The organism is Paenibacillus sp. J22P90, assembly GCF_059692195.1.
Genome location: NZ_JCAUAY010000006.1, coordinates 137,368 through 163,670 on the forward strand (window position 1 = coordinate 137,368; position 26,303 = coordinate 163,670).

Sequence of the window (26,303 nt, forward strand, 5' to 3'; positions counted from 1 at the left end):
CGACTGAACAACTTCGTATGTAAAAAAAGCCGTTTCCAGCGTAGTTGTGATCTACGGGATACGGCCTTTCTCTATGCACCTCATTATCAAAATGAGTTATTCCAAATTCGCCAGCCGCGCCTTATCCTCGTCCAAGGAATCGATGGCTTGCTGCACAGCGGGGCTATCCGATTGAAGAGATGCCTGTGCTACGGCATTTTCTGCCTTGGCAATGGCATTTTGCGCTTCTTCCGTCGTCTGAGCGGTAGGATGAGATAGGGCATGGTTTACGGCTTGATAAACGTTATCGACTGAATTTTGCGCGGATGAGATCGGATTTTGCGTTTGTAAGCTTGATTCAACCTTTGTCACGTGGTCGTTACCTCCTCACAAGGATATGTATTACCTTTGCTAGGATGAGGTATATGAGGTAATTTTATGCGCGGGTTTCCCACTGCCCATATGTGAAGCAAAAAAGGGATACCCAGCTGCAATCCGCGCGGATATCCCTTTTCTGTTATTTCGCTGGCGCGCTGGATGACTGAGCGCCTTGACCGCCTGCACCGGGAGCACCTGGGCGTTGGCCCTGTCCTTGACCTTGGCCACCCTGAGGGCCGCCGTTGCCGCCAGGACCGCCTTGCATGCCTGGTCCACCGCCGCCAGGGCCTCCCTGCATCATCATGCCAGGACCACCTTGCATGTCACGGTGTACCATTTTACCGCCAAGGTGGCCTGTGTAGCTCACCAAAATCACTACCGCGAGAGAAGCAACGAGGAAAATAATATTGCGGCCTAGCTCGAGCTTTTTCCACAAAAGCAGCCCGACACGTACAGCAGCTAGTACAATGGCCGCGAACATCGTCAGCTTCGCATAGAATTCATGGGAGCCAACAAGCGTATTCCGCGATTCCGGCCCCGTCAATACACCGGCGATCGCGCCGAGCGCCCCAACAACAAGGCAGAGCATACCGGCCGAGTGCCAGTCTTTCTTTTTAAGAATGAGGGCTGCCACATCAAAAACAAAGCTGAAAATTAATAGCGCAATCGGAACGTGTGTAAAAATAAAATGTAAATTTTTCAGTATGTAGTCCATGCTATTCTCTCCTTTGTATTGCGGAAAATAGTTACACTACAAATTGTAGTGTTGGAAGGCAGAGTTGTCAATTCTTTTCAGACAAGCCTATCTGAGTATGCCAAAAAGGGCTTATTAGATAAGCCCCATCACAAGAATAAAAATAAGTGCAGATAACGCCAATCGGAGCAGCGGCCAGCGCAAAGTGACTTTCCTCTGCGGATCCAAAATATGCTGAATGCGCACATTCATCGATGTCTCTGCAAAGGACGCATGAGAAAGCGGAAACCGCGGCTTCCCTGTTTGTTTAAGCAGCTTAAGCAGCGCACTGCCTAAGTCCGCAGCTTGCTCCATCCGTGCAATCGCATACTTATCCGCGCGGAGCTCTATCATCATGGGATATTTGTGGGCAATCCACCCAAAAATAGGGATATACCGCATCGACTTTGAGATCAGCGCAAGCAGGAAAATCGCCGCCGGGTCTCGGTGCTGGACATGGCATTTCTCATGCTCAATCACCGCGCGCAGCTCGTTCGGCTCCAGCATGACCATCAGTCCCGTCGAGACGAGTATGCGCGGCCTCCACAGCCCAATCGTCATGGCAAGAGGCGCTTTATAACGAACGATTTGGAGTTGCTGGGGTGCAAGTTCGAAATCCGCTGCTTTGTCTGCGGAAAGTGCAGCATCATGGTACTTTTTCACGAGCTTATTCGCCTTGATAACATCATAGCCATGCTTGACGGCAAGCCAAACCATCGTCCCCATCGTATAGAGGATGAGCCCATTCACCAAAGTCATTGGCACAGGACCGGGCACATGCAAATAGTGAAAAAGAATCATACATAAATCAAATAGATTATGAGAGGGGCGTAAGTGGAGCATATGCCCTAGAAGGAAGGCAACCATCTGCCATACAATCGTGCCCCCAATCACCAGTGCAGCCGTGTACAGCCATTTGAATCGCGATTCTGTCATCGTTCATCGATCCTTTTTCAGAAGTAGAATGTGCTGTTCCAACTGGTCAAGCAGCTCAGGATCCACTTTATCGAGCGCATCAACCATATGGGTAACTGCTAATGAGCCAAATTGTTCAATGAGATCGTACGTCAGCTCTTTGGATTGTGTTTCCATGAACTCTTCGATGGTCACAACCGGCTTGTAGTGAAACGACCTTGCGACAGAATGCTTTTGTAAAATCTTTTTGTCCACGAGACGGTTCATGACCGTCATTACGGTATTGAAATTGATCGCTTTGTCTGCGTCCAGCTTTTGTTGGACGTCCTTAATGGTCATTTCCGCGGAGCTAGTCCAGAGAATTTCCATGATTTTGGACTCTAGCGGACCGAAAAAGCGGTTAAGTCCACTTTCCTTTAATTTGAAATTTTGCATTTTCACGTTAGGCCACACTCCTTACACTATCGATTGTAGTGCGATCATAGCGCGGAAGTCAAGAATCATCAGTTGTCGTGTAGAATACCTTTTGACAGGTGAAGGAAAAAGCGATATAATACTTACATAAAGTAAGTAATTAAATATAATATAGTTAAGGAGTGGTTCTTGTGAGCATTCAAATATATCCGGCAAGTGAACAAGGCGTAGGGGCATTTGATGGCGGTAAATTCGTCGAACAACGGGCGATCAGCTTCCCTGGCGAAAAAACTGCCGTAGACCGTGTCGGCCCGTTATTCTACTGGGCATGGGGCAAAGCATCCGATGTATCGGAAATCGGCATGCACCCGCACAAAGCGTTCGAGATCGTCACGTACGTGATCGACGGGCTTGTGGAGCACCGCGACTCCCTCGGTTCCTTGGAAACCGTGACGAACGGCGGTGCGCAAGTGATTCAGGCAGGCTCGGGCGTCTACCACTCCGAGGCATTCCGCAGAGCGGGCAGCGAGGCGATGCAGATTTGGTTCGAGCCGCATTTGAGCGAGACGGTGAAAAAGCCGGCGACTTACAACCAATACGAAAATGAACAGTTTCCGGTTTATGCGCATCCTGGTGCTTCTGTGAAAACCGTGATCAGTGGGGATGCTCCCATTCAGCTGGATACAGATGTGCGGATGTATGATTGGGAAGTTGAGCCTGGCGCGGCGTTCAGCTACGATCTTGAGCTAGGACGCAGGCTGGCATTCCTCGTGATACGCGGGGATGGCTTTAGCGGCGTTGCTGCGGCGGGGCACGAACAAGAGCAAGGGCAAGAGCAAGAACGGAAACCCTTGTCCCACAAGGATTTTGTGGTAGCGCAAGCGTCTGGTGAAGGCGAAGCCCTACACCTGCTGGCGGGCAGTGAGCAAGGCCTGCGGATCATTGCCATCGACGTGCCGGAGAACCCAGGGTACGCGTTGTATCGGAAGTAAGATTTATTAGCACCCCCTCATCCGCAAGGATTTGGGGGTCTATTTGTGCGTGTTTACTAACTCCAACCTCGTCACCATCCATTCAACACAACATCATCTCCACCAGCCCCACTCCCATCTCCAACTAGCTAACACTCCTCACAAATAACTGGATTTCCTCCAGCTATTTGGCGCGATTTCGCTTCATTTTCATAAATAAATGGAAAACATACATCTATTTCCGTCCATATCCCCCGAAAGGGCCCAAACCCGAGAAATTAACTGGACTTTTTCCAGTTAACCAGCCATTTCGCTATTAACAGCTTAAATTACATGTACTTTTTCCATCTCATCCTAGCCGCCGCCCTCCTTTTATGGAAGAAAGCAAATTGACACATTCGTCTCGCATCCAGTATGATCAAAGAAACTCATTCTGATAACGATTATCATTCTTATACATTGGAGCGTGCTAACTATGCCCATCGAGACGAACGTCGATTTCTCCCTAGTCGAACGATATTTCCATATTTCACCTAAAGGAATGGAACATCCGCTTCTGCAGATCCCTGGACAACAACTTGTAGATGGACCTACGATACTCCGTGTGCTTCAACAGGGTCAAACTTTGCTCAAAGGCAAGGGACTCGATATTTCAGCCTCTTATCTGGGCATCTCGATGTTCAATCTATTGGCGACGATCCACCTATTTCTTGCCCAATATAATCAATGGTTAGTTTTAAATTTGGACAATATCGCGTTTGAAGTGGAGAACCACGACGACCATGCGCATATCGGTTTCAAGCTCCTTAATCTCGAGTGGAAGGAAGCACCCGTGGAAGACCGGGATGTTTTCATCGAGCTGGAGACGCGCAAGCTATTCTCGAACCTCATCAGCCCCGTTGTCGCGGTCGTCGCGGAGCAGGCTAAAGTGAATCAGGCCATGATTTGGAATCAGTATGCAGCGAGAATGACATTTGTGCGTGATTATGTGATGGAAAATGACCCTCGTCCAGAAGTCCGCGACCAGTTCCTCGCCGACTACGAGGTGTTGACGAAGCAGTTGACGGCGGACGTTTTTGGCCGTAAAGTGAACCCTTTCACCCATGAGCCGCGGTACATAGATAGCCCATATGAAGAAGGCAAAAAACTTCTCATGCGCTCCTCCTGTTGCATGTACTACCGCCGTGAAGAAGGAACTAAGTGCTTCACTTGTCCGATTCTCAAGGACTCTCAGCGTGCGGAGATGTTCGACGAAATCAAAGCGAAATATGCTAACTCCGCGACTGCCGGTTAAGCTAGCATGAATGGTCAAAGCCCCCGAGGTAATCCCTCGAGGGCTTTCTTTCGTTATTTTGCACCGCTCAAAAAGCTGAACGAACCAAACGCCTTCTCCAACCGCGCCACATTCGCATCCGTGCTAACTGCATCATTCATACGAAGCGTCACCGTGTACGTGATTTGTTTGCGGTTAAACAGATACACCGTTTCCGTATACGGAATATGCTCTTTCGAGTAACTCACCTTGTATTTCTTCGCCTTCACATCACCGAAAAGCGTAACATCCTCAGACGTGTACTTGTAGTCACTATCATTCGAATGACTTTCCTTCTGCTCCTCTTCGGCATCTTTCAGCACTTCGGCGTACGCTGTTTTGCTATCTGTTTCTACGCGCAAGTAGCCGCCTGTGAAACTAAACGTCTTCGTCGCCTGATCGTTGCCATCATAAGGACGGTTCGTTGTCCAATTTTCAGGGATGCGCAAGGTATAGTTGAACTTCTCGTTCTTGTATAGTGCGGTACGATTCCGATCGGCAATTTCATCAAGATCCTGAATGAAGCCAAGCTCGCCGTCCATCGTCTCTTTATCCACAGAGATCGAAGCCACCGCGTTATCCCAGATTTTTTCCAGTTCATCGCTTTGCTCGTCTTGGGGATACGTCATTTGCACTTCATATTTGTATTTGTCTTTGATGAAATAGAGGGAACGACCCGCATACCACTCATCCCCCAAAGAGCTCGCAAAGCCTACCTGCCATGCGGGAACACCGTCAACGGATACTTCAACCGGCTTATCGACACGGCGATAGTTTGACGTATACTGCGCTTCGAACTCATCGATCTCCCGATCTATCCAAGCCTGCAGGGTATCACCCGATGAAGCGGAGGTCACATTAACATGGAACGTTTGCGAATAATCCTCATTGTAAAAGGAGGTGCTTCCCCGATGATCCTGCTCCCAATCCGCAGGCAAATCAATCGACAACCCGTACTCACTGGTGTACGTTACATCATCGGAATTAAACACGGAGATATCCTTCAAAGAATTATCTGCCGTATTAAAAGCAAGCTTAAAGCTATCTAACAGATCATTATAGCTGTTTTGTTTAGAGCGATTCGTGTATTGTTCTTTGGTCACGAATAATTGCACCGTATACAAGCGGCCGCCATGCTGGTAACCTCTTGTCTGAATATAGCCCTCTTCACCTGAGCGACTTACGATTTTGGCATAAGGACTGTCTGCACGCTTCACATACTGACGCTCCAAAACCGTTGCGCTACTCCCATAACTCGAATAATCACTGTCATCACCATCACCCGCTAGTTTGTTCAAAAGCGCAGATGGCGACAGCTCATCGCTTTGATCACTATCGATGCGAATGGAAAGCGCGAATTCACCCTTCGCATCGACGAAGCTGACCGAATCACCGTCGTCTGATTGTTGTCTTTTGACAAGACCCGCCGGATACTTCATCGACCAGCCAAAGTGGCTGTCGCCAATCTTCGTTTTACCGCTATCTGCGTCCAGAGAGCTCCCCTCGGTATCCTCAGTTAACGTCGCTTCTGCGCTGTGCAGCTCGCCTAGCTTTACTGTTTTGGTCAGCGTCGTGCTGCCTGACTGGAGCTTGATGTCCACCGTTTGTCCTGGCAAATAAGATTTAATGGCTTCGTTGTAATCGACGAGTGTTTTGACAGCACTTGGGCCGACGGAGATCAAGATGTTATCTTGTTCAATCCCTGCCTCAGCAGCCGGCGAATCCGCGTCTACATACGACACTCTTAACCCTGTAGAGCTTGGCAGACCAACAACGGCCTCCCAGCTTTCTTCCAATTCCAACCCTGTATACGCGCGTTTCACTTTGCCATACAGTTCAAAATGCTTCAACACAAACTTCACCGTATCCACAGGGATCGCGAATCCGAGATTTTCCACACCAATATCGGCGTATTTCATCGTATTGATCCCAATTACTTCTCCTTGCATATTTATCAAAGCGCCGCCGCTATTACCAGGGTTAATCGCCGCATCCGTTTGAATCAGCTGGTATTGTGAGCTCACCGAGCGATCCAGACCGCTGACGATACCTACCGTCACAGAGTTACGTAAAGCGAACGAAATCGGCGTGCCAATCGCCGCTACGGTTTCCCCCACTTTAATATCCGAAGAGGATGCAAAGGTTGCGGGCTTTAAGCCGGAAGCGTCGATTTTGACTAGCGCCAGATCGCTCTCCTCATCAATATTCGAGGCATGTCCGCGATAGGTAGTCCCCTCGGAGGTTACGACGACGATGTTTTTCATATCTTTTACAACATGGGCATTCGTTACAATCACACCGTTGGAGGACACAATGACTCCTGTACCGTGTGCAAGATTAAACCGATTTTTCTCTAGGGACTTGTCCATTTCTGAAGATGGCTTTCCAATAATGGCAACTACGGAAGGTGAAGCTTTCTCAATGACCTGCGGAATTTCTGCATTTATTTCAGCTGCGTAAACATGCGAAGACATAGGCTGTGCCAAACTCGTCACCAGTACGAAGGCCGCGACCAGCGGTATGCTCCCTTTTTTCATCCAAGCTGTCCAATTCCCCATTGTTCGTTCCTCTCTTAACAAAAGTTGGCAATAGCTAGAATCTAGCACAATTCTGATAGAGAGACAATAAATATTTCCACAAAAAGGTAAATTTATCTGCACTCCGCAATGCGTTCTGGGTGTGTGTACACGGTCAGATGGTCCCTCCGAATGAAGCCAACGACCGTAATACCTAGGTCCTGAGCCAGACGAAGAGCTAGATCCGTTGGTGCTGATTTGGATAAAAGAATCCCGACGCCGATTTTGGCCGCCTTTAACACAACCTCGGAAGAGACTCTTCCGCTGAAAGCAAGGACCTTATCTCGAACCGATATTCTCCCTCGAAGAATGTGTCCGTATATTTTATCAAGCGCATTATGCCTGCCGATGTCCGATCGGGTCATAAGAAGCTCTTGGGCCGTACACAACGCCGCATTATGCAGACCTCCCGTCAGCCGAAATTCAGCGGATTGCTCCTGAAGCTCGCTCATCAGATGAAAGCATTGGGGAATAGTCAGACGGAGTTTGGTTGTCACCGTTTTGGCCGTGCGCATATCATTATGAAAATAAAACTGACGGCTTTTTCCGCAGCAGGAGCCAATGAATCGCTTGGACACCATCTGACGGCTTAGCTGATGGAGCTGCCGCAGCTTCACATGGGCGAATCCGCGGTCCTTCTCGAGTACGAGGGATTCAATCTGGTCCACGAATCGGATCATGCCCTCCGAGGCAAGAAAGCCCGTCACTAGGTCAACAGTGTCGCTCGGTGTGAAGACCAGTGTGGCGAATTCTTCGCCGTCCAGCATGATGGTCAAAGGCGCTTCAACCGCGATAGTATCCTCTGCTGGCAGCACCTCCGAACCATTATAGCGGTGAATAGACCACGTCGTGGTCGATGGTGATAAAGGCTCTCTGTCATCCACCCTCATCCCTCCATTTCGGTTTCCAGCTCTAAAATGCGTTTTTCCACGTAGCGTGTGTCTTTGTGTGCGTGATAGGTTTCCGCCTTCTCTACGATGACGGCCGTATTGTACTCCGGAATGCCCGCAAACGGCTCGTATACCCCCTTGGGTATTAGACTGTTGCCCTCGGGCCAATGCACCTCGATGTTGCCCTGCTTGACATCTGCCTGTTTCACTCTGCCATGCATGCTGCCGAAACCATTGTAGACCACGATGGCTTCCCCTTCGTTTAAGGCGAGTACTTTCGCGTCCTCTTTATGTATGAGCACGTCATAGCGCTCCGCTTCATTAAACGGATCGACGTCGCTGTAGATCATCGAATTGAACTGCTTGCCGCGGCGCGTCGTCACCGCAAAATGCCCCTCTGGCTTCCGCAGCTCCGGGAGCTCGATCGGCAGCAGCCGGCCGCGGCCATCCGGCGTTGGACAGATGCCGTCCTCGCACAGCCACGCGCCACCGGATTGAAACACATCGCCGCGCTCCCGCAGGTGCTGGATGCCGTCGTAGCTCGGCGCGGCCAGCGCGATCTCCGCGCGGATCGCTTCCGCAGTCTGACAGCCCAGCTGAGCTGCGGCTTCAGGTTTCACCCGACGGGCGAGATCGACGTAGATGTCCCACTCCGCGCGGGCTTCACCGATGCGGGGACCGGCGATCTCGGGCGAGAAATACACCATCCGCTCCGTCGAGGTGGATGTGCCACCTCCAGGCTGCTCGTAGCGCGTCATCGCGGGCAGCACCACCACAGCTTCCCGCGCGTCCAGCAGCGTGGAGGTGTTGAGGATGATGTCCTGGTGGACACGGATGTCCATTGCTTCTAGGGCGTTACGGACGAAGGCCGGGTCCGGCATCGTCTCGAGGAAGTTGCCTCCGGATGTGTAAAACAACCGGAGCTTCCGCTCCTGCTCCTCCGGCAGGAGCGCATTCTCGAGGGTGACACCGACGATGTCACCCTGCCAGCTCGGCAGCTCGAAGCCCCAGAGCTGCTCAATGCGCTTGCGGTCGACGGCGCTGTTCATCTCGCCGCCGGGCAAGGAGAAGGGATCGGCGCCCATCTCGCCGGAGCCCTGCACGCCGCTGTGGCCGCGGATGGGCATCAGCCCGCAGTGCTCGCGGCCGAGAAAGCCCCGCAGGAGGGCGAGATTCGCCACCTGCGAGATGTTGTCCGTGCCGAAGCGGTGCTGTGTGAGCCCCATGCTCCACACGAATACCGCGCTAGCGGCACGGGCTAGGATTGTCGCGAGCTCGCTCATGCGCTCGCGGGTGAGGCCGGACGACTGCTCCAGCGTCGTCCAGTCCTGCTGCGCCACGTGGGCGCGCAGCTCTTCGATGCCGTTCGTGTGCGCAGCCACGAACGCATGGTCAATGGCGGAGCCGGGCTCGCGCGCCTCCATCTCGAACCACACCTTCATGATGCCATTCATGAAGGCAATATCCCCTCCGATGTTCACTTGGTAGACATCGTCCGCCAGCTTGGTGCCGAATAAAGCTGATTCGGCAATGGAAGGGATCCAGTACTGCTCCATCGACGGCTCGTAGTACGGGTTAATGACAATGATCTTCGTCCCTTTGCGTTTGGCCGCATACATATACTTCGTCGAGACCGGTTGATTGTTCGCGGCCACACTGCCCCAAAACACAAGGACATCCGTACCGATCCAGTCCTTGTAGTTACACGTCGAAGCGCCCACGCCTACGGAGCGCTTCAAGGCCGTCTTCGACGGCGAGTGACAGATGCGCGAGGCGTTGTCGATGTTGTTCGTCCCGAGCAATCTAGCCACCTTCGCTGCCACATAATACGACTCGTTCGTAATCCCCCGCGCCGTCAAGTAGAATGCCATCTGCTTCGGGTTCAACCCACGCATCTTCGTTGCAATCGTGTCCAGCGCTTCATCCCATGTCGCGCGGCGGAAACGTCGCTCCCCCTTCCTGCGGATGAGCGGATACGGAATGCGCCCGAGCTGCCGAAGCTCGGTGGAGCTTAAGCGGCTTAGCTCGTCGATGTCCGCATGCAGCAGTTCCTCGCGAATGGCTGGCATCGTATTCAGCCGCAGCACGTTCAGCCGTGTCGTGCAAATATGCGGCCCTGCCAGCGTCTGATCATAGAGACCCGACACTCCTAAGGCGCAGCCATCGCACACCCCTTGTGTGAGGATTCGCACCGCATAAGGCAGATTATCTCGATTTTGCCAAGCGATTTTGGCGGTCTCACGAATATGCTTCGGTTTTACTTTGCCGAGTCCGAACGGTATTTTGCTGACCCAGAGCTTTGGATCTGGTTTTGAGGGCAGCTTAATCGGCCCTGTGTGCTTCGTTTTCCCCAAGTGAAACGCCTCCCATGCGTGATTATATTGTTGTGTTTCATCTATTTCTCTCGCCAACCGCACCATTCGTCGCGTGTCACCACAAATAATTGCGAAAAGGCATCTTTTTACCCGCCAATTCACCTGTTTTCGAGAAATACGTGCGAATCTGCAACTATTTCTGCCTTTTCTAGCCTTTTCAGTTTATTTCGCGCTAAAAGGTTGCCTATTTGCAACCTTGCCTACTCAAGGAGGAATCCAGCGTAAAATTGATGCACATTTGCATCTTTGACCACATCCGAGCCAGCCGTTTCCCCGCATTCTATCTTTGCCCGCATACTTCCCCGCTCCCCAACCCCCAAGAAACAAAAAACCACCGCAAAACACACCCAAGCCCCTCTTTACAAGAGGAGTCTCAAGTTGTTTCACAGTGGTTAGTCTCCGGCAGGTTCGCTACCAAGTGCCAAGCACCTTACTTATGTATATGTGGATGTACGAGCGGTTAGTTATCCGATTCGTGTACCGAATTTCTTTTCTAAATCCTCATCAAAAACGAAAACCGACATGCCCACATCCTGCTCAATATCGATATCGACGAACAGTTGAATGAACTTAGCGCCAAGCAGCGTTTCCATCTCTATAGGCGGATGATCCTTGTAAATCTCTTTGACCATTTCCGTGCGTGCCGTGCGGAGCATTTGTCTGCCATCGCCCGTCTTCGCCATAAACTTCTCAACCGGAGAAAGGTTCCCTGCCATTTCACAGATTGCCCAGCTTTTGCAAAATGTCGTCGTAACGCGCTCAGGCCCTTTGCCCATATGCCTCTTGCGATACGCCTTCACGAGGTTACTGAATTCGGCCTCCATACGATTCATCGGCCAGCCACCTTTGTTTACGTTTTCACACTTGTCCTACATTCATCATAGCAAGAAAGCCCATACCTGACAACACTATATGGTGCTTCTACTCATCATCTTCCCATTTACGAGAGTAAGCCTTCTTCGTGATCCAAATCGTCAGCCCAATAACTATAATAATGGCAATAATACTTCCAATGACTGCACCAACCACCTGTAACCCTCCCCTATTGACTGCTCATTCATCCTATTATATCAAACCTCATCTACCATCAAAACAAATCCAGTTGCCTCGGCGCAAGCCCCTCGTAGTCCAGGCCTAGCATGCTCATCAACGTTTTCGCATTTCCCGCAGCATGTCCACCTGAGTTGTTGTTGAAAATGATATAAATCTCCCGCGTCTGCTCCTGCAACCGGAGCAACCTCACCTTCCACTCCAACAATTCCTGCGGATTGTAGTCGTACAGATACCGCACGTCGCGCCAGTTAGCGTCGTTCGACTGCACCCAGCCCCCGACGTTGCGTCCGTGGAAGCGAACCATCGTCATATCTGGATGCGTGGCTTCCAGGACGATCGGAACAGATCCAATCCCAGCCTGCGGCTCGTCGCAGATGCTATGCATCCAGCCCTCGCGCTTCATGAAGGCCAGCGTCTTATCGCGCATGTCCTCTGTAAACCAGCTCTGGTGGCGGAACTCCAGCGCGAGCGGTACATCGCCCATTCTCGCCTTCGCCTCCCGAATCATATCAACATTGGCTTTGTTGCACGCAAACCAAGGCGGATACTGAAACAGCACAGCTTTCAGTTTTCCCGCTTCCTGCACAGGGCGGATCGACTGCAAGAAGGCCTCGAACATCTGGTCAGCCCCGCCGGCAAAAGGATTTTCTCCCCGCAGATGGCCCGTCATCCCTTGGTACGCCTTAATAATAAACCCAAAATTCGCGGGTGTCTCTTGCACCCATTTTGCATAATTACGTTCAGGCTGAACCGCGTAGAAGGAGGTATCTACCTCCACAATCGGGAAATGGGCGCCGTACGTCGTCAGCTTCCCTTTGCTCCCGCCTAAGTCATGATCACCCCAACCTGCTAAGCCAATGTTAATCATCATGATCACCCCGTGCCCCATCGCTTTATCTACATGTATTCCTGAGTACTTTGTTCTTCTATCATAACATTTTGTCCACAAAACCGAAAAAGCGCGCCTCTTCCTCTGGAAGGGACACGCTTTCCTCTCTTATTCATTAACAGCCAGCCAATGTCCCGGCGTCACTTCAACAAACCGCGACCGCTCCAGCCCATATGGATCTTGTACTGAGGAATCGATCAGCGGTACAAAAGCCTTACGAGACTCCACCGCCGGATCAGGAACCGGAATCGCCGCCAGCAGCGACTTGGTATATGCGTGCATCGGGTTGGCATACAGCTCTTCGCTCTCCGCCAACTCGACGATTTTGCCCTTGTACATCACCGCCACACGGTCGCTGATATGCTTGACCATCGAAAGGTCGTGCGCGATAAAAAGGTACGTCAGACCCAGCCTCTGCTGTAACTCTTCTAACAGCTTAACGATTTGTGCTTGAATGGACACGTCCAAGGCCGAAAGCGGCTCATCGCAGACGATAAACTCCGGCTCTACCGCCAGTGTTCGAGCGATGCCGATCCGCTGCCGCTGCCCGCCGGAGAACTCATGCGGGTAGCGCATCGCGTGAGATGCGCTGAGACCAACCATCTCAAGCAGCTCCTCGATCCTATGCTGCCGCTCGCCCTTACTGCTCGTCATGTGATGGAGATCCAGTGCCTCGCCGATGATGTCGGCAACGCGCATGCGCGGATTCAAGGAGGCATACGGATCCTGGAAGATCATCTGCATGTGGCGTCGCATCGTCTTCATTTCCTTGCGGGTTAAGCGATTCAGCGAGATGCCCTTGTACAGCACTTCTCCACCTGTCGCTTCGTTCAAACGCAAGATCGTCCGACCTGTGGTGGACTTGCCGCAACCTGATTCTCCAACAACGCCAAGCGTCTCCCCTGCACGGATATCGAAGGAGATATCGTTGACCGCTTTGATGATCTGGCCCTTGCCCAGATTAAAATGCTGTCTAAGCGACCGCACCTCTAGCAATGGACGGTCATCTGCCGAACGGCTGACTGCTGAGACCAGCTTCGGCTTCTTTTTCTCATCAAGCCGTGGCAGCGCGTTCAGTAGACGTACCGTGTAAGGATGCTTCGGTGCAGAGAAAATTTCCTCCGTCGTCCCCGTCTCTACAACTTCGCCGTCCTTCATGACCACGACTCGGTCACACATGCCCGCTACGACACCTAGATCATGGGTAATCAAAATGATGGATGTGCCCAGTTTTTGCTGAATGACCTTCATCTGGTTCAGAATCTGTGCCTGAATCGTTACGTCAAGGGATGTGGTCGGCTCATCCGCAATAAGCAGCGACGGCCGGCAAGCGAGCGCGATGGCAATCATGACCCGTTGACGCATACCGCCGGAAAACTCATGGGGATACTGATAATAGCGTGCTTCTGGAAAAGGAATACCGACTAACTTCAGCATCTCAATCGCTTCCCGCTGCGCTTCTTCCTTGCCAAGCCCTCTATGCTTGATCAGACTCTCCTCAATCTGCCGGCCAATGCGCATGGTCGGATTCAGTGAGGACATCGGATCTTGAAAGATCATCCCGATATCGCGACCGCGAATCTGTTCCATCTCCAAATCAGACTTGTCCGCTAAGTTTTGGCCTTGGAAAAGGACTTGTCCCCCCTTCACCATCGAGGGAGGAGACGGCAATAACCGCATAATCGTACGAGCCGTAACGCTTTTCCCGCTGCCGGACTCCCCTACGATGCCCAGCGTCTCGCCCTCCCGAACCGAAAAGCTTACATTTCGAACCGCTTCAACTTCCTTATCGCGCGCGTAGAAAGAGACTGATAATTGCTTCACTTCTAAAATGGATGTCATATGATCACCTTTGGATTGGGATATACTTGAAAAGAAAGTTACTATCATTCGTAAATACATGTTAAAATATAAGCTAATCGAATCGCAACTATAAAAAAAATATATAATTCAGATATTATAAACTATTTTTCGACCATTGTTGACATTTTCAGCTACCACTCTTAAAATCTACTATATCGATCGGAATAATGCAATATAAAAACTGACCGACAAAAGGAGCATACGAACTTGACCGGGCACACTGCAGCTATCGAATCCCCACTAGTCGATCGACTCGGGAATATCTTTTCCAAAATGCTATTGCATCCTACTTATCGCTTTTTGCTACTGTTAGTGGGAGCTCCCTTGCATGTCATCATCTATTTTGTCTACTTGTACAACAAGAAGCATAGTATGCACAAGGTTGCGCTGGACAAGCTAGAACAGCAATGGACGTCCTCCGGTTATCGAGATCGACTGTTCAAGGAGACGAAGGACCAGCTTGTACGCAAGCACCAGTTTTTTGGTCAAACCGTCACACCGGAAAAGCTGGTTCACGAAGCTAATCGGCTTACAGCGATTAAATTCAGAGAGGCGCTATTGAGTCATCTTGATGCGCAGCAGAATGGGGACGGCAAGTTGCAGGTCACCTACGCCGAAACGTTCACTCAACTGATCCGGCAGCCTGCTTTCCTGGTAATATCCGTTATTCTCGGCATTCTCATGTACCCACTCATGTACATTTATAGCAACGCCTATCTCAAATATATCACGGAGCGGCTCGTGATGACCGTTTTCGTCATTTTCGGTGTTGCCTTTCTCGTCTTCACCATTCTGTATCTGTCACCTATGAATCCTGCTGCCAATATCATTGGCGAAACGGCAACAGCCGAGCAGATTGCTAAGTTCAACCAGCTTTACGGACTCGATCAGCCTTATCTAGTTCAGCTTTGGGAGACGTTCCGCGGTATTCTAACCTTCGATCTGGGCAAGTCCTTCGCAGGTAACGAAGTGGTTACTACCTCCATCGCTGCGAAGTTTCCCGTGACGCTTACGCTTACTGTCATTTCAACGATCGTAGCGGTTTTGATCGCCTTGCCAATCGGGTTAATATCCGCTACGCGGCCGAATTCCTTTTTTGACTATACGTTCATGCTCATTGCTCTAATTGGACTATCGATCCCTAACTTTTGGCAAGGGCTCGTGCTCATCTTGAATTTTTCGATTAAGCTGCATTGGCTGCCCGCTACCTATAATCCGCAAAATGCCTTGACGATGATCATGCCAATAGTCGTTTTAGGCACAGGACTCACGGCCGCAGTCGCTCGGATGACGCGCTCTTCTACTCTGGAGGTCATCCATGAGGATTACATTACGACAGCACGGGCCAAAGGGTTATCCCGCAGACAAGTGCTATGGAAGCACGCTGTGGGCAATGCATTGATCCCGATTATTACGGTTATCGGATTACAGTTCGGTGCGATGCTCGGTGGCGCTGCGGTTACGGAGAAGGTTTTCAATATTAACGGGATCGGTAGTTATATCGTGGACAAGCAGTTTATCCCCGACATTCCCGCAATCATGGGCGGCGTCGTCTATACCGCTATTACGATCTCTATTGTGAATGTTATCATCGACATTTTGTACGCGTTTTTCGATCCAAGAATTCGTTCCAAAATGAAACAATACTAGCAGGTGACCAACGTGACCAAACCGATTCTTACTAAACAGGATATTCATTTCAGATTACATACCAGCTCCGAGTACGGACAAGCGAGCTTTGCCGGCGTCGCCTCCTTGATCTTGGCTTTGGTACTGTTCATCAACAGCTTTAAAGGCGCACATTTAGCTGTGAACTCAGCTGTGTTCGCTGCCTTTATCGCGTACGTGGTCTTCGCTCTGCTCCAACTTGGAACAATGGCCTTGATCCGCAGAGATTTGCTCCAGCAAGGCGCGATACGTCGCTCTACTCGTTGGATAGGCTACGTGCTTTTGATCAGCTTGCTGACCGCGAATATCTTCGTCGCTACGGCAGCCTTCCAGCTTATCAAGCGTAAAAAGAGCGCAGCCTACACACTCTCGGTTTACGCATTGCTGACTACCTTGTTCGTGTTCGCCGTCTCGGCATTAAACGTCTTTAAGCCCTACGTATCCAACTTATTCATACCCGGTATGGCTCTCATTCTCATCGCGGGAGTCATTCAATTGCTTAGCCTGTTTCTCGTCTCCCGATATGCGGATGAACGGCTGCTGCCTAAATGGTTATGGATCGTAGCAATCCTGTTACTTGCAACTGCAGTAACGGGCAATGTGTTCGCTCTGGCGCTCAGCATCCTATTAATGTCCAAGCTCCAAACCAGAGAAGGTTCTACCGGTTCCAAATTAAATGAGGTTGTTGACCGGTTGTCTCGCAGCACCACTTCTATGCTGGGACTATGGTTCATCGGTTTCCTAATAGCCATCTCCTTGTGCAGCTACTTAACATTCGACTATGGATTGGCGATCGACAATAATTACAGTGCTATTCTACAATCGCCAAGTCTTACTTACCCGCTGGGTACGGACAACTTTGGCCGCTGCTTGTTCTCTCGGATTGTATTCGGTGCACGGATCTCACTCTTCGTCGGTATTCTCTCGACGTTGATTCCCGTGATCATCGGGGGCTCCCTCGGAGCAATATCCGGTTACTACGGACGCAATACAGACAATATCGTCATGCGTGCGCTTGATATTTTGTACGCGATTCCTGGCATTCTGCTAGCTATCGCTATCATCGCAGCATTCGGCGCCAACACCGTCAATCTTATTCTTGCGCTGAGCATTGGGGCCATCCCTACTTATGCGCGTACCATGAGAGCCAACGTGATGCTTGTCTCTACACTTGAGTACGTACAGGCGGCACGCGCTTTCGGGGCAGGCGATCTGATCATTCTGCTCAGACACATCGTACCGAACTCCATCGCACCGATGATTGTGAAGTCTACGTTGACCGTCGGCGGGGCCATCATCTCGACGAGCAGCTTAAGCTACCTTGGGCTCGGCGTCGAGCCGCATATTCCTGAGTGGGGGAATATTCTGAAGGTCGGAAGCTCCTACCTTGAGACCCATTCCTACACAGCCATCTATCCTGGCTTAGCTATCATTGGGTTGGTTCTGTCCTTCAACTTCCTTGGAGACGGACTTCGCGATGCGCTTGATCCCAAGCTGGATTAAGCAATTAATATCTTTTTGGAATCTTCATTCTTACTCCATGAATTCTTTACGTTACAAATACACAGAAGGATATGGAATGAATGTGCGTTCATACACTTAACTTTATTAGGAGGGTCAAAAACAATGATTAAGAAAAGCAAAGTTGTCATCCCTGTCATCCTCGGTGTCTCTATGATGCTAAGCGGATGCAATGTCAAAACCAAAGACGAAGCTGCTGCAACACCATCCGCATCAGCAGGAACAGCAGTCGTCAACACTACCCCGGTTGATATCGAACTATTGGGTATGAGCGCAAACGAAACGGACCTGAACATCGTTCGTGACCAGCTCACAAAGAATGGTTTTAACGTCAAGCTGAACATTCAACCGGATTACGGTACGTTCAAAGCTCAACAAGATGCAGGCAACTTCGACGCGGCCCTGTCCAGCTGGACGACGGTTACTGGTAACCCAGACTATGCGGTACGTTCCCTGTTCAAAACAGGCGGCGACTACAGCATCATGTCCGATCCAGAAATCGACAAACTGGTTGATCTAGCAGCATCCCAAACACCAGAGAAGTACACAGAAACATACAAGCAATTCGAGCAAAAATTAGTGCTAGACAAGGCTTATATCGCACCACTATATAACTCCCTTAAATCACAAGCATTTAATCAAGATGTTCTGAAAAAAGAGTCTGTACGTCTCTCGAAGTCACGTTCCCTTCCGTGGGAAGAATTGGACTTTAAAGATGCCGCTAAACGCGCGAAGGATCCGATCATTTTGCAATCCACGCTTCCTTCCTTGACATCTCTTGATCCGATCAAAGGTAACGATGGTTCGATCAATATTATCAACACGAACATGTACGTACGTCTACTTAACTTGACAGACGATGATAAGCTTACGGCTGAAGGCTCCCTATCGCATAACTTCGCGATTGCTGAAGGCAATTCCGACTACTACTTCGTACTTCGTGACGATATCAACTTTGCACAAATCAAGAACAAGCTAGCTGCTGATTCTGGCGAACGCGTTGGCGCAGAAGATGTTATCTTCTCGTTGAACCGTGCTAAGAACAAAAACTCAGTACCAAATCACCGCACATTTACGCTTCATGAACATATTAAAAACGTTGAGCTTGTGACAGACCCTGCCGTACTAGATTCCGTTAAGATCTCTGGCAGCTCCGACACGATTAAAGCTGGCTTAGAAAAAGGTCTTGGATCCAAAATTGCTTCCCTTGTTTCTGATAAAACAAAAGTGAGCAATAAAGAAGGTAAATACCAAGTTGTCAAGTTGACAACGACAGAGCCATTCCCGCAAGTATTGAACTATTTGGCGCATCAATCCGCTGGTATTGTTTCCAAGAAGCAAGTCGAAAGCATTAACACGTACGATGTAGCGAAATATGACGTAAACAAAGACGTCGCTTACGGCGATCAAGCAACGATTACTGAGGGTGCTAAATACAACAATACGTTGGCTACAAGCGGCCCTTACATTCTTTCTTACAAAAATGACTATGAAGCTGTCTTCTACAAAAACCCAGGCTACATGAAGGGTACGAAGTACGAGCCGAAAGTCGACTCTATCAAAATCCGTTTCATCAAAGATGCTGAAGCATCCCTGTCCGCGCTTAGAAGCGGTGAGATTCACTTGTACTACGGCGTGTCCGAAGTGAAGTTCGATGTTGTCAAAGCGGATACGAAGCTTCAGCTTCAAACAATGCCTAGTAACGCAGTTTCTTATCTGTTGTTCAACACGAAGAACCGCGACATCGCGAAAAGCGCTGACTTGAGAAAAGCTGTGCTTCACTCCATCAATCAAGATGAGTTCCTTGCTTACTACAAAAACAACAAATTCAAAGCGATCTCGACTTTAAGCCCGCTTGTTAAAACAGGGCTAGAAGTTAAAGCAGACGCTGCGAAAGTGAAAGACTTCTTGAACAAATATAAATCCAGCAAGTAAAACTACCGCTGAACACGAAATAAACGGCTATTCCGTCCTTCTTGGACGGAAGCGTTTATCTAGAAATTCAGCATAATTATGAAGTGAAACTTATAAATTCTGATATTTTGCTAAAGACTGCTCATCGTCGATGTGACGATTGGGCAGTCTCTTTCATACCAAAGCCACACGCCTAGAATAGGAGCGATCAAAGATGCCAACTCCCGAAACAAACCGTGTTAAACTGTCCCAATGGGATGCCCTCACCCTGGAATCGCTCAGCTCCCAAGGTTGGTCCGCAGACGAGCTGCTTCAGCGCGTCCAGAATGGCGAACTTCCCGTTGACGACAGCAAGTTCCAATTCGACTATACGCGCTTAACAGAGCTCGCGAGCAGCGATCCTGAGGCGTTTGAGCAAGCCGTGCGTCACGGTTACCAGATCAAATACAATACCATTCGCGGTATCTCCGGCTGGATAGGCCTCGTGTTCGGACAGGAGCCCGAATTGATCCTAGAACCCGGTCAAGAATCTGTCGTCGCAAAGCTTTCAGCGGAAGAGCATAGCCGCCTGACAGCCGTCCTTTCTTATGGGTGGGTCGTGCGCGGCGCGGATGCTGCATCTTCCGAAGCGAAATCAACCTACATCATCGAGCCTCTCGTCCGAGGTTAAACACTTTACAACGCCAAAAGAGCCAAGAGGGTTAACAACCTCTTGGCTCTTTCTCTATTTTCCCGTCAACCGTCCATACGTTTCCTTATCACAAATGACGAATAATCGGGCTCCCTGCGGAATCTTCTCGTGGAGCCTTTTGTTAATATTCAGATGCTCGCCATCTGAAATGAGTGTGGCCCCCTTTTGCAGCAAATCCTGAAAAGCATCATGGAACGTCACCCACTTCGCCTGCGAGGGGATCTCATAGAGGTCCTCACCACTCGGCGTACGCGTCAGCAGCTGTGTAAGGATCTTAGAGCTGCCTGGATTGAACGCTGAGCGCACCGCGAGCTGGGAAATGGTCTCACTGCCGAAGATGAACTCATCAATGCGAATGTGCTGGAAGTTAGGCAAGTTGTTCTTATCGCGAATCTCCACAATCGTGTACACATGGTTATAGTTGCGTTCGACAGTCGTGGCGACCAGTAAAGTTTTGCCGTCGACGAAGGCCGGGTCTCGAATCGTGTTCTGGTACTGCGTCACTTCATCAGCAAAGATGAACACCGCTCTTGCTTTCGACGTATTCGCCATTTCGAGTGTCGCCACGAGCTGCGGGTTGCCCAAGACATAATGGACTCGGTCATGCTGAATGGGCGATTTTTCCAATGTATCTATAAGTACAATCTCGACGAGAGGGTCTGAGTTCAAAATTTCGTTAATCGCGTTCTCAGCGTGCTGGCTCCAATCAATAATGACAAAATGGTTCGTTCCCACAAACTTCAATTTCCCTTCCTCCTTCATGCGCTGGTACACAAATAAGGCGTCCACGACCTTACTAATCGTAATAGAAATAAGTCCAATTCCGAAAATGTAGACCACGATACCTAAGCATTTGCCTGCAACTGTATGTGGATAAAAGTCGCCATAGCCCACGGTCGTAACCGTCGTCATGACCCACCACAAGCCGTTAAATCGGGTCTCGAACGTGCTCGGCTCAAGTTCATACGCTAACAAGGAGCTGCCCAGAATGAACACAACCGCTAAGCCGAAAACAAAGAGATTATTCCACCGGATCAGGCGCAAAAGGAATTTCGAGAAAAAAAGCATGGTAACCTCCTTACTGTCATCCGCCTAACATTTACCAATACTCTCATTGTAGCACATCATTCGTAACGCTTATATATGAGCGCAGCACTAAGTGTCTGGATGCGAAAAACCCCAGCGCCAAGTTGGATGGCACCAGGGTTTCCTTCATTTTATTATTTCGCCGCTTTTTTCGCCCACTTGGCTTGCAAGGCACTTTCGATATCGGCATAAATCTGCTCGGTTGTTTTACCGGCCGTGGCGATGCCTAATTTAGCCGCTCTCTTGTTCACAGCTTCGGATACCTTCGCCTCTTTCGCTGCTTTCTTCGCTTTTTTGGCCGCTTTCAAAGCTGCTTTGAGCTCCTTATTCGTCAGCCCGTCTGCGCTTACACCCAGCTTAGTGGCTTTCGCTTGCAGTTTCACGGCAACAGCCGCTTTAATTTCCGTTTTGAGCTGCTCAGCTGTCTTGCCATTTGTGGAGATTCCCAATTTCGCTGCCGCAGCATTCAACTTCTCGGTATGCTTAGCCGTAGCAGTTGTTTTCAGCTCTGCCTTGATCTCTTTGTTCGTTTTTCCATCCGTCGCTATGCCAAAAGCCTGCGCTTTTTCTAGTAAAAGTTGCTTCATGGGATGAAATTTCGTGGTCGAGGACGCTGCTGCATCTCCTTGTACACCTTCAGCGAACGCCGCTGCTGGAATGGAGCATACAATCGCCCCTGCTATCACGATACCTGCTAATTTTCTCATCATGTGAATCACTCCTCGATTCGTTTATAGGGTTGGTTACTTATCCCTTACAAAACCTATCTTATCGCATAGTTATGTCATAAGTTTGTCGTGCGAAGACTTCGTTCCGATAGGCAAAAAGATTTTAAAAACCGTCCCAGCCCCCAGCTGTGATTCTGCGCGAATCGAACCGCCATGCGCTTCGATGATATGTTTACAAATCGTCAAACCGAGCCCAGCGCCCGCACGGTTGCGACTTTCATCCGCTTTGTAGAACCGATCGAACAGATACGGCAACTTCTCCGGCGCGATGCCCTGCCCATGATCCCACACCTCGATCCAACGCTCCTGTCGGAACGCCTTCACTCGGATTCCCGCTTGGGAGCCTTCTGGAATGTGGTTAATCGCATTGTCCAGTAAGTTAATAAACACCTGCCTTAGCCGGTCGGCATCCGCCTGCACAGTATACGCTCCCTCCACATCGGTGCTGAGGTCAATGCCTTTGCCTTTCGCCTTCATCTTCAACTGTGTTACTACAAGCCCAATCAATTCTGGGATATCAACAGCTTGTATCGTCAACTTCACCTGCTTCTCTTCAAACGAAGACAGCTCCAGCAAATCATCCACCAGATGACTCAATCGAAGTGTCTCCTGGAGGGAGATATCGATGAATTCCTTCGCATCCTCCGGCTCTACGACGCCATCCGTAATACCCTGCAGAGAGGCTCGAATCGTCGTCAGCGGCGTTCGCAGCTCGTGTGAAATTTCAGAGAGGAATCGCTTGCGGCCTTCTTCGATCTTTTGCAGCTTGCCAGCCATTCTGTTTAGGGAACCTGATAGCGAGGCAATTTCATCTTTTCCCCGCACGGGCACTCTGCCACCAAAGTCACCAAGCGCCAGCGCCTCCGCGGTCTTGCTCATCTGTTGAATCGGCTTCACAAAATGCCGTGAAACAAAATACAAGACCGCAATCGCCAAGAGGGCCACAACGAATGCTGTTGCATAAATCGTGCGATTAATCTCATTGATCGTACCTTGAATGTTTACGATTGGCGTATAGAGGAAAATCGCCCCAACCACTCGACTGTCCTGTAGGACAGGACGTCCGACAATCAGCATTTTAACCGTGCTGTTCGAGGTAAAATTGCTCTTCACTGTCACCGGATTGCCGGCGAGCACCTTCTCCACCCAACCGAATTTCGCGGGGGCCTCGCCTACGGTCTGAATTTTATCCAAGGCAGCTCGCGGATGCCGAATCACAGAAACACGCACATTCGACGTGCGCTCTAGGGTATTAATTTGCTTGCGGAAATCCTTTTGAACCGTCGAATTATCGAATAAATCCTTCGCTAGCTCCTCTACCTGCTCCACCTTTTCCAGGAGAAGCTTCTCACTCCGTTCATACGTCTTCTGCTTCATCGTGTAGCCGATCGTGCTCGAAATCGCTAGAATCGACACCAGTGTAATGGATATGTAGATAAATAATAGCTTGCTATAAAAGGAATTCAGCATGCACCAGGCCCCTCAAACTTATACCCGACACCCCATACCGTGCGGATACTCCAGTCCTCTTTTCGCTCCGTGAGCGCCGATAGCTTCTGCCTTAATCGTTTAATGTACAAATCAACCACACGATCCTCGCCGTCGAAATCCCATCCCCAAATTTTGGCGATTAGATCCTCGCGGGTGAACACCTGATTCGGATTGCGTACGAAAAACAGCAGCAGCTCGTACTCCTTTTTCGGAAGCGACACTACCTGCCCTTCAACGGTCACCTCATGCCCCAAGCTATCCACGCGCAAACTGCCGCTCTCATAGATATGCGCCGCCGGCACGACTTTCGTGCGCAGCACCGTTCGGCGTAATATCGACGTTACCCGTGCAACCAGCTCATTCGGGTCAAAAGGCTTCACCAGATAGTCGTCTGCTCCCATCCGCAGGCCATCTACGCGCTCATCCACGTGGCCTCTCGCGGTTAGCATGAGAATCGGCACATCGCTCTGTGCGCGAATATGCTGACAAACCGACCAACCGTCGCGCTTCGGCAGCATAATATCCAGCACGATGAAATCCGGCTGCAGCTCCTTGAACCTTTCAATCGCTTGCTCGCCGTCGTTCGCGGTCGATACCTCGTAGCCGTTCTTTTCCAGGTACAGCTTTGTGATTTTACATATGTTCAGATCGTCATCTACGACTAAAATCGTTGTCACGCGAGGCCACACTCCTCATTTTTAGGACAGTCACCCTTATTTTAGTGGATAATTGTGAAGGAATTATTTCTTGCTATGCCCAAGTTATTCGCGAAATGCTGAAGCTATCCTCCTATCCTAGTGGTCCGTTCGTTATCAAAAGTGCAAATATACAACCTTTCCCCTCGAATCTCCTACATAATCTTGAATACTTGCAAAAATACACCCTTTTCCTATACATACACCGATTTCGGGTCATTTCGCCTAAAATAGTTGCCTATTTGCATCTTTCCTGCCCTTTTTCGCACATAATCCCCTTAAAGGTTGCACTTTTGCACTTTTGCTGATTATGTGGGGCTGGATATATCGCGCCACTTATTTGCGAGGCATGAGACGAACAAAAACCCCCTAGCATCCGCTAGGGGGTTCCAACAATCCGTTCGTTACATGACGAACGAGCTTTTCAATGAAACGATCAAGTTAAACACGAGATGATCCGGTGTTGTGTACTTCGGATCCACGTTGAAGTAACCGTGGCGGAAGAACTGGAACTTGTCATGAGGGCTCACGCTCTTCATGTTGTCTTCGACGAAGCCTTGCACGATTTGCAAAGAGTTCGGGTTCACTTTATCCAAGAACGACGTCTCTTCTTCGCCTTCTTCATCGTCCAAGATCAATGGCTCGTACAGGCGGAACTCCGCTGGTACAGCGCTTTTCGCATCCACCCAGTGGATGGTGCCTTTGACTTTACGGCCAGTGAAGCCGCTGCCGCTTTTCGTCTCAACATCATAGGTGCAGTGCAGCTCAACAACGTTGCCATCGGCATCCTTGATGAAGTCGTTGCACTTGATGAAATAGGCGTTTTTCAAACGCACTTCGTTGCCGGGAAATAAGCGGAAATACTTCGCCGGTGGATTTTCCATGAAGTCGTCTTGCTCAATGTAGATCTCGCGAGAGAACGGAATCATGCGATTGCCCATTTCCGGGTTCTCGGAATTGTTCTCTGCTTCCAACATCTCCACTTGATCCTCAGGATAGTTGGTGATGACAACTTTGAGCGGATTCAGCACGCCCATCGTGCGCAGCGCCTTCAGCTTCAAATCCTCGCGGATGAAGTGATCGAGCATGCGAGTGTCAACAACACTGCCTCCGCCGCCTTTGGATACACCGAGCTCACGGACAAAATTGCGAATCGACTCAGCCGTTAAGCCTCTACGACGCAGACCCGATATGGTCGGCATTCGCGGGTCGTCCCAACCGTCAACAACTTTCTCGTCGACGAGTTGTTTCAGCTTTCTTTTGCTCGTAACGGTATTCATTAGGGAGATACGAGCGAACTCATATTGTCTCGGCACATTCGGCATCTCGCACTCACGAATGACCCAGTCGTAGAACGGCCGTTGATCCTCGAACTCACTCGAGCAGAGCGAGTGCGTTATACCTTCGATCGCATCTTCCAGCGGATGAGCGTACGTATACATCGGATAGATGCACCATGCATCTCCCGTGTTATGGTGATGCGCGTGAAGAATACGGTAGATAACAGGGTCTCTAAGGTTAATATTCGGCGACGACATATCAATTTTCGCGCGCAGCACACGCTCGCCGTCCTTGAATTCACCAGCACGCATACGTTCAAATAGGGACAAATTCTCCTCGATCGTGCGTTCACGATATGGACTGTTTGTTCCTCCTTGTGTCAGCGTACCGCGAGTCTCACGTATTTGATCCGCCGATTGGTCATCTACATAAGCAAGTCCTTTGCGAATCAAGACTAGAGCTCTGCTATACATCTCTTCAAAATAGTCCGAAGCAAAGAAAAGCCCGTCCCATTTAAAACCGAGCCATTCTACGTCTTGTTTAATGGACTCCACATATTCAACATCTTCTTTGACAGGATTCGTGTCATCAAATCGAAGGTTCGTCAACCCATTGAAATCATCCGCAATTTCAAAGTTCGTGCATATCGCCTTTGCATGTCCTATATGAAGGTAACCGTTCGGCTCCGGGGGAAATCGGGTCACGACCTGACTGACTTTGCCTGATTTCAAATCTTCGTTTACAATGTTCTTAATGAAATTTGATATTGCGCTTGCGTTAGCTTCAGCGTTTTTCGTTTCCATATGTGCCCAGCCTTTCTCCCACGGGTTAAAGTTTTATTTTCTATCATACACTAAATGGTACTCAAATATAAAGGAGC

Annotated in this window: 21 protein-coding genes; 6 read left to right on the forward strand and 15 right to left on the reverse strand. The window is 49.9% G+C overall.

What is annotated here, in order from left to right; translation table 11 throughout:
* Positions 1-96: 96 nt before the first annotated feature.
* The 4 genes from AC58UX_RS20760 to AC58UX_RS20775 form a co-directional block, all read right to left on the reverse strand.
* Positions 97-351: a hypothetical protein gene (locus AC58UX_RS20760; RefSeq protein WP_497256185.1), complete on the reverse strand. Its 255-nt coding sequence runs from the start codon at positions 349-351 to the stop codon at positions 97-99.
* Positions 352-496: 145 nt separating this feature from the next.
* The gene (locus AC58UX_RS20765) at positions 497-1,072 is read right to left on the reverse strand and encodes a DUF2231 domain-containing protein (protein ID WP_497256187.1); all 576 of its coding nucleotides are present in this window, start codon (positions 1,070-1,072) and stop codon (positions 497-499) included.
* Positions 1,073-1,186: 114 nt separating this feature from the next.
* Complete coding sequence (locus tag AC58UX_RS20770) at positions 1,187-2,026, reverse strand: M56 family metallopeptidase (RefSeq protein ID WP_497256189.1); 840 nt, start codon at positions 2,024-2,026, stop codon at positions 1,187-1,189.
* A gap of 3 nt (positions 2,027-2,029) precedes the next feature.
* Positions 2,030-2,446 carry a BlaI/MecI/CopY family transcriptional regulator gene (locus AC58UX_RS20775; RefSeq protein ID WP_497256191.1) on the reverse strand — a complete coding sequence of 139 codons (417 nt, stop codon included), beginning with the start codon at positions 2,444-2,446 and terminating at the stop codon, positions 2,030-2,032.
* A 164-nt stretch (positions 2,447-2,610) separates the two neighbouring features.
* On the opposite strand from AC58UX_RS20775, the gene AC58UX_RS20780 reads away from it, so the two are divergent.
* On the forward strand, positions 2,611-3,411 hold the full coding sequence (locus AC58UX_RS20780) for a pirin family protein (protein ID WP_497256193.1): 801 nt from the start codon (positions 2,611-2,613) through the stop codon (positions 3,409-3,411).
* Positions 3,412-3,865: 454 nt separating this feature from the next.
* Entirely contained in the window at positions 3,866-4,684 is an 819-nt protein-coding gene (locus AC58UX_RS20785) for a (2Fe-2S)-binding protein (protein ID WP_497256195.1), read from the forward strand.
* A 53-nt stretch (positions 4,685-4,737) separates the two neighbouring features.
* Here AC58UX_RS20785 and AC58UX_RS20790 read toward each other — a convergent pair whose 3' ends face one another.
* The 6 genes from AC58UX_RS20790 to AC58UX_RS20815 all read right to left on the reverse strand — a co-directional run bounded on the left by AC58UX_RS20790 (position 4,738) and on the right by AC58UX_RS20815 (position 14,327).
* Positions 4,738-7,260 (reverse strand): trypsin-like peptidase domain-containing protein, encoded by a 2,523-nt coding sequence (locus AC58UX_RS20790; RefSeq protein WP_497256197.1) that lies wholly within the window; start codon positions 7,258-7,260, stop codon positions 4,738-4,740.
* Between the two features lie 92 nt (positions 7,261-7,352).
* On the reverse strand, positions 7,353-8,162 hold the full coding sequence (fdhD, locus tag AC58UX_RS20795; protein ID WP_497256199.1) for a formate dehydrogenase accessory sulfurtransferase FdhD: 810 nt from the start codon (positions 8,160-8,162) through the stop codon (positions 7,353-7,355).
* Between the two features lie 2 nt (positions 8,163-8,164).
* Positions 8,165-10,522, reverse strand: a complete 2,358-nt coding sequence (locus AC58UX_RS20800) for an FdhF/YdeP family oxidoreductase (RefSeq protein WP_497256201.1) — start codon at positions 10,520-10,522, stop codon at positions 8,165-8,167.
* A gap of 485 nt (positions 10,523-11,007) precedes the next feature.
* Positions 11,008-11,376, reverse strand: coding sequence for a Na-translocating system protein MpsC family protein (locus tag AC58UX_RS20805; RefSeq protein WP_497256203.1), 369 nt, complete (start codon positions 11,374-11,376; stop codon positions 11,008-11,010).
* Between the two features lie 254 nt (positions 11,377-11,630).
* A complete protein-coding gene (locus tag AC58UX_RS20810) occupies positions 11,631-12,464 on the reverse strand; it encodes a DUF72 domain-containing protein (RefSeq protein WP_497256593.1) in 834 nt (277 codons plus the stop codon).
* Positions 12,465-12,593: 129 nt separating this feature from the next.
* Positions 12,594-14,327: an ABC transporter ATP-binding protein gene (locus AC58UX_RS20815; RefSeq protein ID WP_497256205.1), complete on the reverse strand. Its 1,734-nt coding sequence runs from the start codon at positions 14,325-14,327 to the stop codon at positions 12,594-12,596.
* Between the two features lie 228 nt (positions 14,328-14,555).
* Between AC58UX_RS20815 and AC58UX_RS20820 the strand changes: the two genes are divergently transcribed.
* The 4 genes from AC58UX_RS20820 (at position 14,556) to AC58UX_RS20835 (ending at position 20,121) form a co-directional block, all read left to right on the forward strand.
* Positions 14,556-15,998: an ABC transporter permease gene (locus AC58UX_RS20820; protein ID WP_497256207.1), complete on the forward strand. Its 1,443-nt coding sequence runs from the start codon at positions 14,556-14,558 to the stop codon at positions 15,996-15,998.
* Between the two features lie 12 nt (positions 15,999-16,010).
* Positions 16,011-17,519 (forward strand): ABC transporter permease, encoded by a 1,509-nt coding sequence (locus tag AC58UX_RS20825; RefSeq protein WP_497256209.1) that lies wholly within the window; start codon positions 16,011-16,013, stop codon positions 17,517-17,519.
* Between the two features lie 123 nt (positions 17,520-17,642).
* On the forward strand, positions 17,643-19,472 hold the full coding sequence (locus AC58UX_RS20830) for an ABC transporter substrate-binding protein (protein ID WP_497256211.1): 1,830 nt from the start codon (positions 17,643-17,645) through the stop codon (positions 19,470-19,472).
* Positions 19,473-19,665: 193 nt separating this feature from the next.
* Complete coding sequence (locus AC58UX_RS20835) at positions 19,666-20,121, forward strand: hypothetical protein (RefSeq protein WP_497256213.1); 456 nt, start codon at positions 19,666-19,668, stop codon at positions 20,119-20,121.
* Between the two features lie 54 nt (positions 20,122-20,175).
* Here AC58UX_RS20835 and AC58UX_RS20840 read toward each other — a convergent pair whose 3' ends face one another.
* From AC58UX_RS20840 to AC58UX_RS20860, 5 genes are all read right to left on the reverse strand, one after another.
* Positions 20,176-21,210, reverse strand: coding sequence for a potassium channel family protein (locus AC58UX_RS20840; RefSeq protein WP_497256215.1), 1,035 nt, complete (start codon positions 21,208-21,210; stop codon positions 20,176-20,178).
* Positions 21,211-21,362: 152 nt separating this feature from the next.
* On the reverse strand, positions 21,363-21,938 hold the full coding sequence (locus tag AC58UX_RS20845; protein ID WP_497256217.1) for a hypothetical protein: 576 nt from the start codon (positions 21,936-21,938) through the stop codon (positions 21,363-21,365).
* A 69-nt stretch (positions 21,939-22,007) separates the two neighbouring features.
* On the reverse strand, positions 22,008-23,426 hold the full coding sequence (locus AC58UX_RS20850; RefSeq protein WP_497256219.1) for a sensor histidine kinase: 1,419 nt from the start codon (positions 23,424-23,426) through the stop codon (positions 22,008-22,010).
* Positions 23,420-24,124, reverse strand: a complete 705-nt coding sequence (locus AC58UX_RS20855; protein ID WP_497256221.1) for a response regulator transcription factor — start codon at positions 24,122-24,124, stop codon at positions 23,420-23,422. The genes AC58UX_RS20850 and AC58UX_RS20855 overlap by 7 nt, the downstream gene beginning before the upstream one ends.
* Positions 24,125-24,546: 422 nt before the next feature.
* On the reverse strand, positions 24,547-26,226 hold the full coding sequence (locus AC58UX_RS20860; protein ID WP_497256223.1) for a glutamine--tRNA ligase/YqeY domain fusion protein: 1,680 nt from the start codon (positions 26,224-26,226) through the stop codon (positions 24,547-24,549).
* Positions 26,227-26,303: the final 77 nt, after the last annotated feature.